Below are 13,474 nucleotides of genomic sequence, written 5' to 3'. Positions count from 1 at the left end.
AATGTTGCAGTGCAGCGTAAAAACCCCGCAGGCGCAAAAAAAGCGGCACCGCAGTGCCGCTTTTCAGTCTGCAAGCCAACTTAGCTGACGACAGCCAGGCGCGGCTGGGAGCCGCCAAAACGCTGCTCGATCGACGCGGCGATGCCGGCAGCGTCCAGGCCCACGCTTTTCAGCAGTTGCACGGGGTCGCCATGGTCGATGAAGGTGTCGGGCAAGCCCAGCATCAAAATCGGCTTGACGATGCCCTCGGCCGCCAGCGCTTCGGCCACGGCCGAACCGGCGCCGCCCATGATGCAGCCCTCTTCCACAGTCACCAGATAATCATGCTCGGCAGCAAGCTGCTTCACCAGTGCCACGTCGAGCGGCTTGACGAAGCGCATGTTGGCCACCGTCGCGTCGAGCTTGTCACCGGCCGCCACGCTCGGCGCCACCATCGAACCGAAGGCCAGGATGGCGATGCGCTTGCCGTGACGCTTGATCTCGCCCTTGCCGATCTCGATGCTGGTCAGTTCCGGCACGATGGCCACGCCGGCACCGGCGCCGCGCGGATAGCGGATGGCGGCCGGGCCCGGATAGTGGTAACCCGTCGTCAGCATCTGGCGGCATTCGTTTTCATCGGATGCAGCCATGACGACCATGTTCGGGATGCAGCGCAGGAACGCCATGTCGTAATTGCCCGCGTGCGTGGCGCCGTCGGCGCCCACCAGGCCGGCGCGGTCCAGCGCGAACGTCACGTCCAGGTTTTGCAGGGCCACGTCGTGGATCAGCTGGTCGTAGGCGCGCTGCAAAAAGGTCGAGTAAATGGCCACGACGGGTTTCAAGCCTTCGCAGGCCAGGCCCGCGCCAAACGTCACGGAGTGCTGCTCCGCGATACCGACGTCGAAATAGCGGTTCGGGAATTGCTGTTCGAACTTGACCATGCCCGAGCCTTCGCGCATGGCTGGCGTGATGCCCACCAAGCGCTTGTCGTGCGCCGCCATGTCGCACAGCCAGTTGCCGAACACTTCCGTGTACGTCATCTTGCCCGGCGCCGTGGCCGGCTTGATGCCTTCCAAGGGATTGAACTTCGGCGTGCCGTGGTACAGGATCGGTTCCGCCTCGGCCAGCTTGTAGCCCTGCCCCTTCTTGGTCACCACGTGCAGGAATTGCGGACCCTTCAATTGCTTGATGTTTTGCAAGGTCGGGATCAGCGAATCGAGGTCGTGGCCGTCGATGGGGCCGATATAGTTAAAACCGAATTCCTCGAACATGGTGGCAGGCACGACCATGCCCTTGGCGTGCTCTTCGAAGCGCTTCGCCAATTCCAGCACGGGGCCGGGCAAGACGGATTTGCCGACATTTTTCGCCGCCGCATAGAACTGGCCCGACATCAGGCGCGCCAGGTGGCGGTTCAGCGCGCCCACGGGCGGCGAGATCGACATGTCGTTGTCGTTCAAAATCACCAGCAGATTGACGTCTTCCTGCACGCCCGCATTGTTCATCGCCTCGAACGCCATGCCGGCCGTCATCGAGCCGTCGCCGATCACGGCGATCGCGTGCAGCGGGTCGCCCTTGATCTTGGCGGCCTGTGCCATGCCCAGCGCGGCCGAGATCGACGTCGACGAGTGCGCCGTGCCAAACGTGTCGTATTCGCTCTCGTCGCGTTTCGGGAAGCCGGAAATGCCGTCCTTCTGGCGCAAGGTATGCATGCGCTCGCGGCGGCCCGTCAAAATCTTGTGCGAATAGGTCTGGTGGCCCACGTCCCAGACGATGCGGTCGTGCGGCGTGTTGAACACGTAATGCAGCGCGACGGTCAGCTCGACCGTGCCCAGGTTGGACGACAGGTGGCCGCCCGTCTTGGAAACGGAATCGAGCAGGAAGCTGCGCAATTCCTGCGCCAGCGGCACCAGTTGCGAGCGGGCCAGCTTGCGCACTTGCGCTGGTTCATTGATGGTTTCTAACAGTTTCATTTATGCCTTCCGCTGCACGACCAGGTCCGCCAGCTCGCGCAAACGGCGTGCCTTGTCCCCGAATGGCGCCAGCGCCGCATGGGCGTCGCACCGCAATTGTTCTGCCAGGGCTCTCGATGGTTCCAGCCCCAGTATCGATACGTAGGTAGGCTTGTTGGCGGCAGCATCCTTGCCCGCCGTCTTGCCCAAGGTGGCCGAATCGGCCGTCGCGTCGAGCACGTCGTCGACCACCTGGAACGCCAGCCCGACGGCGCGCGCATACGCGTTCAACGCCGTCATCTCGTCCGCCGTCAAATCCTTGCCCGCCAGCGCGCCGAGGATCACGGCTGCGCGCAGCAAGGCGCCCGTTTTCAGTTGATGCATCTGTTCCAGCTGCGGCAAGGTCAAGGCCAGGCCGACGCTGTCGAGGTCGATCGCCTGGCCGCCGCACATGCCTGCGGAACCGGAAGCGTGCGCCAGCAGCCGGATCATCACCATTTGCCGCGCGGGAGGAATCGCCGCGCCGTCGGCCAGCAGCATGAACGCCTGCGATTGCAGCGCGTCGCCGACCAGCAGGGCCGTCGCTTCATCATAGGCGATGTGCACGGTGGGCTTGCCACGGCGCAAGGCATCGTCATCCATGCACGGCATGTCGTCATGCACGAGCGAATACACGTGAATCATTTCCAGCGCGCAAGCTGCGCGCGCGAGCGTGTCTTGATCCGCATCAAACAGTTCGCCGGCCGCCATCACCAGCAGCGGGCGCACGCGCTTGCCGCCGCCCAGCAGCGCATAGCGCATGGCAGCGTGCAGCTTGTGCGGCACGACGTCCGCCGCCGGCAGGAATTGGTCGAGCCGGCCTTCCACACCGGACTGGGTCGCTTGCATCCAGTCGCCGAAGGTCACGCCGTCTTGTTGCACATTTGCCATCATTGGGCGGCCTCGCCGGCATCCACGAACGGTTTCAACATGTCGCCTTCCAGTACTTTCACCTGCGCTTCGACACTGTCGAGCTGGGTAGCGCAATACTTGACCAGTTCCGAGCCGCGCTGGTACGCCGCGACCGATGCTTCCAGCGGCAACTGGCCCGCTTCCATTTGCGTTACCAGCTGCGCCAGTTCCGCCATCGCCTCTTCAAACGAGGCCGGCGCTGCGGCAGCGGCAGTTAATTTCTTCGACATAGACTCAGATCTCTTCGTGGCACGAGGGGCTTGTAGGGAGACGCCGGGGACTCCCGGCCAGCATAGAAGCGTTATTTTAGAACAAACCACACTATTAAGTGAAAACTTAAGCGCAATCGGCGCGCTCAAAGTCAATAGCGTTGCCAGCTTGTCAGTGGATTTTAGCCGAATCGCCCCTTGCTACCGGAAATTGCACGCCAAATGACAATGTTTCTCATTAAAAGCTTATTTACCGGGCGGGTTTGATAATGCCGAGGCCGATACGCGCTATAATCGCCGGTTCTGTCCGAAATACCGTTTCAACAAATTTGAATTCAGGTCTTTGCGGATTCTTTCTCTCTGTAGCGGTTGCCCAGGGAATGGCCTGGGGCACTGCTGACCGTTGTACATTTATGGGGGGTTGGGATGTCCGATCTGGCTACTCACGCCAAGCTGGCGCGTTCAAACGCGCAACTTCCGGTCCACGTCTATTTTGACGAAACGCTGTTGCAGCGTGAAATGCAGCAATTGTTCCAAGCCGGCCCGCGCTATGTCGGGCACGCGCTGATGGTGCCGGAAACCGGCGATTTTGCGACCCTGGCGTCTGAGAACGAAGGGCGCATGCTCGTGCGCAACGCCAATGGCATCGAAGTGCTGTCCAACGTGTGCCGCCACCGGCAGGCGCTGATGTTCAATGGCCGCGGCAACGCGAACCATATCGTCTGCCCGCTGCACCGCTGGACCTACGACCTCAAGGGTGAATTGATCGGCGCGCCGCATTTCCCCGAGACGCCGTGCCTGAACCTGTCGAAAACGCCGCTGCAAAGCTGGAATGGCTTGCTGTTCGAGCAAAATGGCTACAACGTGATGGAAAAATTGAAAGATTTGTCCGTCTCGAAAGACCTCGATTTTTCCGGCTATATGTTCGACCACGTGGAAATCCACGAGTGCGATTACAACTGGAAGACTTTCATCGAAGTCTACCTCGAGGATTATCACGTGGAACCGTTCCATCCGGGCCTGGGCAGCTTCGTCAGCTGCGACGACCTGCGCTGGGAATTCGGCAAGGACTACAGCGTGCAGACGGTGGGCGTGCACCGCGGCCTGCAGCAGGCCGGTTCGCCCGCCTACAAGAAGTGGCAGGAGCAGGTGCTGCAATTCCGCGGCGGCGAAGCGCCGCCGTATGGCGCCATCTGGCTGACCCTGTATCCGAACATCATGGTCGAATGGTATCCGCACGTGCTGGTCGTCTCGACCCTGTGGCCCGACGGCCCGCAAAAAACGCGCAACGTGGTAGAGTTCTATTACCCGGAAGAAATCGTGCTGTTCGAGCGCGACTTCGTCGAAGCGGAACGGGCTGCCTACATGGAAACCTGTGTCGAGGACGATGAAATCGCCCAGCGCATGGATGCGGGCCGCAAGGTCCTGATGCAGCGCGGCGTGAACGAAGTGGGCCCTTACCAATCGCCCATGGAAGACGGCATGCAGCACTTCCACGAGTGGTACCGCAGCAATATCGAACTGTAATTTCCTCAAGGGGCCGCATTGCGCGGCCTTTTTCATTTTCATCGTCAGGATTACTCATGCAGTCACTTTGGATGCTGTTTGCCAGCTTTATGTTCGCCATCATGGGCGTGTGCGTGAAACTGGCGTCGGATCTGTATTCGACGTCCGAAATCGTCATGTACCGCGGCATCATCGGCATGCTCGTCATGAGCTGCACGATTCTGTACCAGGGCGGCAGTTTTAAAACCACGATGCCGGGCCAGCATCTGTGGCGCGGCGTGGTGGGCGTGATCGCCCTGTGGCTGTGGTTTTATGCCATCGCCATCCTGCCGCTGGCCACGGCCATGACCCTCAATTACATGGCGCCCATCTGGATCGCCGTGATTTTACTCGCCGGCGGCTGGTGGAAAGGCATGCAACAGGTCGAGTGGCCGCTGGTGGCGGCCATTGCCATGAGCTTTGTCGGCGTGACCCTGCTGCTGCAACCCGTGTTCGAGACGGATCAGCTGGGCGGCGCCATCACGGCCTTGATTTCCGGCATGCTGTCGGCCCTCGCCTACTTGCAAGTGCGCAAACTGGGCTTGCTGGGCGAACCCGAATACCGGGTCGTGTTTTATTTCTCGGTCGTCAATTTCCTGGCCGGCGTGATCGGCCACGTGGCCAGCGCCGGCGGTGGCCCCGTCGTCTGGCACATGCACACGAGCGCCTACGGCATCGGCTTGCTGGCCGCCATCGGCCTGTGCGCCACCATGGCGCAGATGGCCATGACGCGCTCCTATCGCTTGGGCAAGACCCTCGTGGTTGCCAATTTGCAATACACAGGCATCGTCTTTTCCAGCTTCTGGGGCGTGGTGATCTTTGGCGACCTGTTCGACTGGCACGGCTGGACGGGCATCGCCATCATCCTCGCCTCGGGCATTGCGGCAACCTATTACAATACCCGCAACACGGCCCGTGGCGCGGCCATTGCGCGCACGGATCCCATCGCCAGCGAAGTGTAAAGGAGCGTTCCTGATGTACACCACCTTGTTACAGGCCAGCGAACTGGCCAGCCATGTGAATGACAGCGACTGGGTCATCCTCGATTGCCGCCACGACTTGCTCAACCCCACGGCGGGCAGCGACGCGTTTGCCGCCGGGCATATCCAGAACGCGCAATTCGCCGACATCGACACGGCCCTGTCCGGCCCCAAGACGGCCCGTGGCCCCCAATTTACGGGCCGGCATCCCTTGCCCGACCGCAACGCCCTGCTGGCCACCCTGCGCGGCTGGGGTATCAATGACGACACGCAAGTGGTGGCGTACGATGGCCAGGGCGGCATGTTCGCCGCCCGTTTGTGGTGGCTGCTGCGCTGGGTCGGCCATCCTGCCGTGGCCGTGCTCGACGGCGGCCTGGCCGCCTGGCAGGCGCAAGGCTTGCCCCTGGTCACGCCCGTGGCACCGCGCCCTGTTGGTGATCTCACGGAAAAAGCCAGCCTGACGCGCACGGTCAGCGTGCAGGACGTCGTTGCCAACCTGGAAACCCAGGCCTTGACCGTCATCGACGCGCGCGCCCCGGACCGCTACCGCGGCGAAAACGAAACCATCGACCCCGTGGGCGGCCATATCCCGGGCGCGAAAAGCCGTTTCTTCAAGGATAACCTGCAGGCAGACGGCCGCTTCAAATCCGCTAAAGAACTGGAGCAGGAATTCGCGAGCCTAATCAGCACGGCTGAATCTACTATCCTGCAATGCGGCTCCGGCGTGACGGCGTGCCACAACCTGCTGGCCCTGGAAGTGGCCGGTTTACCTGGCGCGGCCCTGTATCCGGGCTCGTGGAGCGAATGGTGCGCCGATCCGGCGCGGCCGGTAGCAACGGGCAACTAAAAAAAAGCGGACCTCGGTCCGCTTTTTCATATCCAGTGGATAACTATGACGTTATCCCCAGCGATTGATTCAACTGCGCCAGTTCCACCTGCCACGCCTGCTGGCTGGCCGGTTTCTGGTGGCGCGGCTTGCGAGCCAGATCCTCGGCCAGCAATTGTTCCAGTTCGCACAAGCGTTCCAGCTGTTGATCCACATCAGTTTGCCCTGGCACAAGCGGTGCGCTTTCCACGCGCGCCACCGGCAACGGCGCCTGTCCATCCTCGGCACTCAGGCGTGCATACGCGCTGGCCGCATCCGGCCACTCTTCCAGCCGGCCATCGGCCACCACCCAAAAACGGTTGCATGCCGTCTCGATCAGGTCGCGGTCGTGCGACACCAGCAGACAGCCGCCTGCAAAGCCGCGCAAGGCTTGCCCCAGTTCCGCCTTGCCCTGCATGTCCAGGTGGTTGCTGGGTTCATCGAGCAACAATAAATGATAGCTGGCCAGCGACAGCCCCAGGAACAGCAGCCGCGCCCGCTCGCCGCCGCTCAGGGTCGCCACCGTCTGGCCATGGCGCGCATACGGGAAACCGGCCGCAATCAAGGCCTGCTTGCGCGCCACCTGGCTGCGCGCAGCTTCGTTTTGCACGGCAAACGGGTACAGCGCGTCGGACAAATCGGCCGTATCGGCCAGTTGCCTGAGCGACTGGTCGTAATAGCCGATGTTGGCCGCCTTGTGGTAGCGCAAGTCGCTGCGCTCCTCCTGCGCCTGGATCGCTTGCCAGCACAGGCGCAGCAAGGACGACTTGCCGCTGCCGTTGGCGCCCAGCAAGGCGACCCGGTCGCCCGGTTTCAGCCATAGCTGGCCGGCCTGGAACAGCAGCGGGGAAGCGGGCACGGCGCGCACGTCCAGCCCGTCGAGCGCCAGCAGCTGGTCGGCCGCCAGCGCCTTGCCGCGCAGGCTCAAACGCCACGGTGCGCCATCGCTGACGAACGATTGCTCGTCCTGCAGCTTGTCGATGCGCCGCTGCATGCTTTTGGCCTTGCGCGCCATCCCGACGTTATCGTAGATCTTGCCCCACAGCGCCAGGCGGGTGCTGCTGACGGCCAGGCGGTCGATTTCCTTCTGTTCGGCCGCATGCCTGGCGGCAGCGGCCACATCGGCTTCGGCCAGGGCCGCCAGCGCGGGACCGCACGGCAAGTCGAAGTCGTACAGGCGGCTATCGCGCAAGATCCAGCTGCGCGTGGCCACGTTGTCGAGCAGGCGCTGGTCGTGCGAGACGAGGATGAAGGCGCCGCGCCAGCGCAGCAGGAATTGCTCCAGCCACAGCAGCGACGGCAAGTCCAGATGATTGCTCGGCTCGTCCAGCAGCAGCACGTTCGGCTCCTGCAGCAGGGCGCGTCCCAGCAGCAGCCGCGTGTGCTGGCCGCCGGACAGGGAATGCACGGGCACTTGCGCCGTCTCGTGCTCGAAGCCTAACTCGGCCAGCAGGCTGTCGACACGCCAATGCAGCTCGGGCTGCTCCAGCACGGGTGCCAGCAAGGCGTCGTACAGGCTCAGGCTGGCAAGTTCGGCCGGCAAATGCTGCTCCACGTGCTGCAGGCGGCAGGCACGGGCATAGTGGATGGTGCCGGCAGTGGCTTCCCGCGTGCCGCTGAGCAAGCCCAGCAAGGTGGATTTGCCGCAGCCATTGTGGCCGATCAGGCCGATGCGGTCGCCTTGGCGCAAGGTAAAGGCGAGTTCGTTGAAGAGGAAACCGTCGTGGGTATCCAGTTGTAAAGCTTGGGTAGAAATCAGGGTAGTCATGGCTCTTGTCTTTGTTCGGGATGCAAGCATCCGCGTTAACAGGAGCGCTAACGACAACGGAGTACCAGGAAAGGACTCGTAGAGGAGGGTAACTTTGCTCTGGCCAGGTTATCGCAGCGCGATAGAACGTGGGCAAGAGCTGGCAAATGCGCTTAAAGAGCGTGCGCGCCACAAGGCGAGCAACAAGTTTTCTTCCATTATATTTTCCTCCTTTCTGTGCAAGTTAGTCAGAAAGGCAATATAGCATAAGTGGTACTGCGCCGGCAGTGCCCGGCATCAACCGCCGTGGCGCTTATGCGTCAGAAACAGCACGATACATACGCCCAGCGCGATCAGCAGCACTTGCGGGATCGTTTCGCGCAAGGTGGCGCGGCGCTGCATCTGCGGCATCAGGTCGGACAGGGCGATATAGATGAAGCCGGACGAGGCGAACACGAGCACGTACGGGATCAGGTTGCTGGCGCGGTCCAGGGTGAAATAGCCGAGCAGGCCGCCCGCCACCGCCATCAGACTGCACAGCAGATTGAAGATGTAGGCGCGCAAACGCGAGAAACCGGCGTTGAGCAGCACAATAAAATCGCCGATTTCCTGCGGGATTTCATGCGCGATGATGGCCAGGCCCGTCACCAGGCCCAGCTTCGGGTCGGCCAGGAAGGCGGCCGCGATCAGGATGCCGTCCGTAAAGTTGTGCATGCCGTCGCCGACCAGGATCATCCAGCCGGCCTTGCCCGCCTCGTGCTTGTCGTGGCCGTGCGCATGGTGGTGGCCGTCGCCTTCGTGGTGGTGCGAATGGCGCAGGATGGCGAATTTTTCCAGCATGAAAAAGGCCAGCAAACCGGCCAGCAAGGTGGCGAACAGGCTGCGCGGGTCCGCCTGCGATTCGAACGCTTCGGGCAAGGCATGCAGCAAGGACGTCGACAGCATGATGCCGACGGACAAGCTGACCATGCGCTCGACCACTTTGGACAGGAATGCAAACGAAAAGATCGCCGCCGCAGTAATGCTGAAGACGCCCGCGATCGTGGTGGCGAGCAAAATGGATATAAGGACGGGATCGATGATTTTCTTACCTCAAAATGGCGCCGGCCTACGGGCGCCCGCAATGCTGGCGTCTGGCTTGATCTGTATAATGTTGCTTATTATTCAATCTTGTGCGCGCTTGGCGGCAGCGTGGCGCAGTGAAGATGCAATTGTACTGCATTGACGCGAACCGGGCATTTTACAGCCCGGTGCGCCTTTCGCGGCAACTTCTGGAAAAAAATGTGGCAATCAGGCACTTTTAGCGCCGTTCAGCTTGCAACCTCAGGCAACGCCATGCTTTTTGAACCAGGCCAGGCAGCGCGCATAGCCGTCTTTCGCATCGGCCGCCACATAGCTGGGGCGGTAATCGGCATTGAAGGCGTGGCCCGCATCGGGATACACGACGAATTCCGACTGGTTGCCGCCCTTGGCCAGCGCCTCCTTCATCTTGGCGATCGATTCCTGCGTGATGCCCGTATCCTTGCCGCCATACAAGCCCAGCACGGGCACTTTCAAGGTGGCGGCGATGTCGATGGGGTTGCTCGGCTGCAAGGGAGTCGCTTCGCCCACGAGGCGGCCATACCAGGCCACGCCCGCCTTGACGGCCGGATTGTGCGCCGCGTACAGCCACGTGATGCGGCCGCCCCAGCAAAAGCCCGTGATGCCCAGGCGGCTCGTGTCGCCGCCATTCTGTTTCGCCCACGCAACAACCGCATCGAGGTCCGCCATCACTTGCGCATCCGGCGTCTTGGCGATGATGCCTTTCATCAATTCCGGGATGCTGGACACCTTGGTGGGATCGCCCTGGCGCACGAACAGGTCGGGCGCCAGCGCCAGGTAACCCTGCTTGGCGAAGCGGCGCGCCATGTCGGCGATATGTTCATGCACGCCAAAGATTTCCGAAATAACCAATACCACGGGCAAACCCGTCTTGCCTTCCGGCTGGGCCGCATACACGGGCACGGCCTGGCCATCGACCATCACCGACATGGTGCCCGTGACGAGTCCGGCGGAATCCGTCTTGATGACGTTTTGCGCCGCCACGGGCCGCACGGCCACGGCAAAGCCCGCGCCCAGCGCCACCTTCAGGAAACCGCGCCGGCCATCCGGCCCGGACACGCTGCTCTGGCCCAGCAAACTTTCACAATCGGTGATCATGTCGCTCATGCGTTACTCCTGAAAGGTGTGTTGACAAACAATGTCGGCTTACGCTGCGCTAAGCCGACCTACGGTCATTGCTCAAGTAAACATGTGTTCAGCCTACGGTCATTGCTGAATTAAACATGTAGGTCGGCTTAGCGGGGCATGCCCCGCGTAAGCCGACGCAGCATCAATGCGCTTCGTCCCAGTTCCTGCCTACGCCTACCTCGGCCGTCAGCGGCACTTTCAGCGCGGCCACGCCGGCCATCAGTTCCGGCAGCTTGCGCTTGACCAGTTCCAGTTCCGCGTCCGGCACTTCCAGCACCAGTTCATCGTGCACCTGCATGATCATCTTCGTTTGCAAGCCGTCCGTTTCCAGCCAGCCTTGCACGGCGATCATGGCCAGCTTGATCAGGTCGGCGGCCGTGCCCTGCATCGGCGCGTTGATCGCGGCCCGTTCCGCGCCCTGGCGGCGCGGGCCGTTCGGCGAATTAATTTCCGGCAACCACAAACGGCGACCGAACACGGTTTCCACGTAGCCGCGCGCCTTGGCTTGCTGGCGCGTGTCTTCCATATACTGTTTCACGCCGGAAAAACGGGCAAAGTAACGGTCGATATAGCTTTGCGCCGCCGTGCGGTCCACGCCCAAGTTACCGGCCAGGCCGAATGCGCTCATGCCGTAGATCAAACCGAAGTTGATCACTTTGGCGTAGCGGCGCTGTTCGCTCTGCACTTCCGCGGCCGGCACGCCGAAGATTTCAGCGGCCGTGGCACGGTGAATGTCGATGCCGTCGGCAAACGCACGCAGCATCGCTTCATCGCCCGAAATGTGCGCCATGATGCGCAATTCGATCTGCGAATAGTCGGCCGACACGATGTGGCTGCCCGGCGGCGCGATGAACGCTTCGCGGATGCGGCGGCCTTCCGCACTGCGGATGGGAATATTCTGCAGGTTCGGGTCGTTCGACGCCAGCCGCCCCGTCACAGCCACGGCTTGCGCATAGTTCGTATGCACCCTGCCCGTCGTAACGTTGATCATCTTCGGCAATTTGTCCGTGTAGGTCGACTTCAGCTTGGCCATGCCGCGGTATTCGAGCAGCACTTTCGGCAGCGGATAATCCTCGGCCAGCTTTTGCAAGACTTCTTCATCCGTCGACGGCGCGCCCGTCGGGGTCTTCTTGACCACCGGCAGCTTCAATTTCTCGAAGAAGATTTCGCCGATCTGCTTGGGCGACCCCAGATTGAACGGCTGCTCGGCCAGTTCATACGCCTTCTTTTCCAGCTCGAGGATCTTTACGGCCAGCTCGGCCGACTGGATGTTGAGCAATTCGTCGTCGATCAGCACGCCGTTGCGCTCGATCTTTTGCAAGACCACGGCCGTCGGCATCTCGATCTTTTCATAGATGAAGGTCAGCTTTTCATCGTTCGCCACGTTGCCCCACATAGCATTGTGCAGGCGCAAGGTGACGTCGGCATCCTCGGCCGCATACTTGGCCGCCTGCTCCACCTCGACTTGATTGAACGTGATCTGCTTGGCGCCCTTGCCGCACACGTCCTCGAACGGGATGGTCGTGTAGTTCAGGTGGCGCAGGGCCAGGCTGTCCATGTCGTGCTTCTTGTGCGACTCGAATACATACGATTCGAGCAAGGTGTCGTGGGCGATGCCGCGCAACGTCACGCCATGGTTGGCGAAGATGTGGCTGTCATACTTCAGGTTCTGCCCCAGCTTGGGCTTGGTTTCATCTTCGAGCCACGGGCGCAATTTCGCCAGCACGTGGTCGCGCGTCAACTGCTCCGGCGCGCCCGCGTAGTCGTGGGCCAGCGGGATGTAACAGGCGGCGTGCTCGGCCACGGAGAGGGAAATGCCGACCATTTGCGCCGTCATCGGTTCCAGCGAGGTGGTTTCCGTGTCCACGGCCGTCAGGGCAGCCGCATCGATCAGCGCGATCCATTTGTCGAGCTGGGCATCCGTCAGCACGGTTTCATACTCGGCTACCACCGCTGGCGCGGCATCGGCGAACATGTCGCCCGTCGTGTTGACGACGGAAACGCCGGCGGCAGGCGGCGCTCCGACGGCAGGCGGCGCTCCGACGGGCGACATCGGCGGCGGCGCCGCGCCCAGTTCGCGCAGCAGGGCCTTGAAGCCGTAGCGGTTGAAGAAGGCCAGCAGCGCTTCCTTGTCTTCATGTTTCGCCACCAGCGAATCGGCGATCGTCGTCATGTGGCCGGACAAATCACAATCGGTCTTGACGGTGATCAAGGCGCGCGCCTGCGGCAGCCATGGCAGGGCCGTGCGCAGGTTTTCACCCACGGCGCCGCCCACCTTGGCCGCGTTTTCCATCACGCCTTCCAGGCTGTCGTACAAGGTCAGCCACTTGACGGCCGTTTTCGGGCCGCATTTCGACACGCCCGGCACGTTGTCGACCGTATCGCCGATCAGCGACAGATAATCGATGATGCGGTTGGGCGGCACGCCGAACTTGGCCAGCACGGCCGCTTCGTCGAGCTTTTCATTGCTCATGGTATTGATCAGCATCACCTGGCTGTTGACCAGCTGCGCCAGGTCCTTGTCGCCCGTGGACACCACCACGTTCATGCCGGCGGCGGCCGCCTGCACGGCCAACGTCCCGATCACGTCATCCGCTTCGACGCCGTCGACCATCAGAATCGGCCAGCCCATGGCGCGCACGGCTTCGTGGATCGGTTCGATCTGCAGCCGCAGGTCGTCCGGCATCGAGGCGCGCGTGGCCTTGTATTCGGGATACATATCATCGCGGAAAGTTTTACCTTTGGCGTCGAACACGCAGGCGATGTAGGCGGCCGGGTAATCGGCGCGCAGGCGGCGCAGCATGTTGACCATGCCATGCATGGCGCCCGTGGGGTAACCGTCCGGGCTGCGCAGGTCGGGCAGCGCATGGAAGGCGCGATAAAGGTAACTGGAACCGTCGACTAACAGCAGGGTGTTTTGCATAATGCCAATAAAATAAGGTGAGCCGCGCCAGCCGGGAAGAAACAGCGGCGGGCGGGTGGAATATCGCACAATTATCGCAGAGTTTAGGGCCGCGCCA

Annotated in this window: 11 protein-coding genes; 4 read left to right on the top strand and 7 right to left on the bottom strand. The window is 62.0% G+C overall.

Annotated elements, in window-relative coordinates; genetic code table 11:
• Window positions 1-80 precede the first annotated feature (80 nt).
• From dxs to CSQ95_RS12900, 3 genes are read right to left on the bottom strand one after another with little or no spacing between them, the layout of a single operon-like run.
• Entirely contained in the window at window positions 81-1,949 is a 1,869-nt protein-coding gene (dxs, locus tag CSQ95_RS12910) for a 1-deoxy-D-xylulose-5-phosphate synthase (RefSeq protein ID WP_099409795.1), read from the bottom strand.
• Window positions 1,950-2,861 (bottom strand): polyprenyl synthetase family protein, encoded by a 912-nt coding sequence (locus CSQ95_RS12905; RefSeq protein WP_257218042.1) that lies wholly within the window; start codon window positions 2,859-2,861, stop codon window positions 1,950-1,952. It abuts the gene before it with no gap.
• Complete coding sequence (locus CSQ95_RS12900) at window positions 2,858-3,109, bottom strand: exodeoxyribonuclease VII small subunit (RefSeq protein ID WP_046683420.1); 252 nt, start codon at window positions 3,107-3,109, stop codon at window positions 2,858-2,860. Before CSQ95_RS12900 ends, CSQ95_RS12905 begins: the two co-directional genes overlap by 4 nt.
• 405 nt (window positions 3,110-3,514) lie before the next feature.
• Between CSQ95_RS12900 and CSQ95_RS12895 the strand changes: the two genes are divergently transcribed.
• Genes CSQ95_RS12895 through CSQ95_RS12885 form a run of 3 tightly spaced genes read left to right on the top strand, consistent with a single transcriptional unit; the run spans window position 3,515 to window position 6,460 of the window.
• Complete coding sequence (locus tag CSQ95_RS12895; protein ID WP_099409794.1) at window positions 3,515-4,615, top strand: aromatic ring-hydroxylating dioxygenase subunit alpha; 1,101 nt, start codon at window positions 3,515-3,517, stop codon at window positions 4,613-4,615.
• 56 nt (window positions 4,616-4,671) lie between these two features.
• Entirely contained in the window at window positions 4,672-5,595 is a 924-nt protein-coding gene (locus tag CSQ95_RS12890) for a DMT family transporter (protein ID WP_099409793.1), read from the top strand.
• A gap of 13 nt (window positions 5,596-5,608) precedes the next feature.
• On the top strand, window positions 5,609-6,460 hold the full coding sequence (locus tag CSQ95_RS12885) for a sulfurtransferase (RefSeq protein ID WP_099409792.1): 852 nt from the start codon (window positions 5,609-5,611) through the stop codon (window positions 6,458-6,460).
• Between the two features lie 43 nt (window positions 6,461-6,503).
• Here the strand turns inward: CSQ95_RS12885 and CSQ95_RS12880 are convergent, their stop codons facing one another.
• Complete coding sequence (locus CSQ95_RS12880) at window positions 6,504-8,246, bottom strand: ABC-F family ATP-binding cassette domain-containing protein (protein WP_099409791.1); 1,743 nt, start codon at window positions 8,244-8,246, stop codon at window positions 6,504-6,506.
• Between the two features lie 276 nt (window positions 8,247-8,522).
• Window positions 8,523-9,281 carry a ZIP family metal transporter gene (locus tag CSQ95_RS12875; RefSeq protein WP_052140365.1) on the bottom strand — a complete coding sequence of 253 codons (759 nt, stop codon included), beginning with the start codon at window positions 9,279-9,281 and terminating at the stop codon, window positions 8,523-8,525.
• Between CSQ95_RS12875 and CSQ95_RS29680 the strand changes: the two genes are divergently transcribed.
• On the top strand, window positions 9,169-9,450 hold the full coding sequence (locus CSQ95_RS29680) for a hypothetical protein (RefSeq protein WP_180279045.1): 282 nt from the start codon (window positions 9,169-9,171) through the stop codon (window positions 9,448-9,450). The genes CSQ95_RS12875 and CSQ95_RS29680 overlap by 113 nt on opposite strands.
• Window positions 9,451-9,548: 98 nt before the next feature.
• Here CSQ95_RS29680 and CSQ95_RS12870 read toward each other — a convergent pair whose 3' ends face one another.
• The gene (locus CSQ95_RS12870) at window positions 9,549-10,433 is read right to left on the bottom strand and encodes a dienelactone hydrolase family protein (protein ID WP_099409790.1); all 885 of its coding nucleotides are present in this window, start codon (window positions 10,431-10,433) and stop codon (window positions 9,549-9,551) included.
• A 163-nt stretch (window positions 10,434-10,596) separates the two neighbouring features.
• On the bottom strand, window positions 10,597-13,377 hold the full coding sequence (gene polA / locus CSQ95_RS12865) for a DNA polymerase I (protein WP_099409789.1): 2,781 nt from the start codon (window positions 13,375-13,377) through the stop codon (window positions 10,597-10,599).
• Between the last annotated feature and the right edge of the window lie 97 nt (window positions 13,378-13,474).

Origin of the sequence: Janthinobacterium sp. BJB304 (genome assembly GCF_002735765.1) — a bacterium.
Classification (GTDB): Bacteria; Pseudomonadota; Gammaproteobacteria; order Burkholderiales; family Burkholderiaceae_D; genus Janthinobacterium.
The sequence above is the reverse complement of the archived record's forward strand: the minus strand, read 5'-3'. Positions and strand labels throughout refer to the sequence as shown.

Bases quoted from the DNA above. Each gene is read 5' to 3' on its own strand.
- dxs (WP_099409795.1), bottom strand. From the start codon at position 1,949: ATGAAACTGTTAGAAACCATCAATGAACCAGCGCAAGTGCGCAAGCTG.
- CSQ95_RS12905 (WP_257218042.1), bottom strand. From the start codon at position 2,861: ATGATGGCAAATGTGCAACAAGACGGCGTGACCTTCGGCGACTGGATG.
- CSQ95_RS12900 (WP_046683420.1), bottom strand. From the start codon at position 3,109: ATGTCGAAGAAATTAACTGCCGCTGCCGCAGCGCCGGCCTCGTTTGAA.
- CSQ95_RS12895 (WP_099409794.1), top strand. From the start codon at position 3,515: ATGTCCGATCTGGCTACTCACGCCAAGCTGGCGCGTTCAAACGCGCAA.
- CSQ95_RS12890 (WP_099409793.1), top strand. From the start codon at position 4,672: ATGCAGTCACTTTGGATGCTGTTTGCCAGCTTTATGTTCGCCATCATG.
- CSQ95_RS12885 (WP_099409792.1), top strand. From the start codon at position 5,609: ATGTACACCACCTTGTTACAGGCCAGCGAACTGGCCAGCCATGTGAAT.
- CSQ95_RS12880 (WP_099409791.1), bottom strand. From the start codon at position 8,246: ATGACTACCCTGATTTCTACCCAAGCTTTACAACTGGATACCCACGAC.
- CSQ95_RS29680 (WP_180279045.1), top strand. From the start codon at position 9,169: ATGATGCCGACGGACAAGCTGACCATGCGCTCGACCACTTTGGACAGG.
- CSQ95_RS12870 (WP_099409790.1), bottom strand. From the start codon at position 10,433: ATGAGCGACATGATCACCGATTGTGAAAGTTTGCTGGGCCAGAGCAGC.
- polA (WP_099409789.1), bottom strand. From the start codon at position 13,377: ATGCAAAACACCCTGCTGTTAGTCGACGGTTCCAGTTACCTTTATCGC.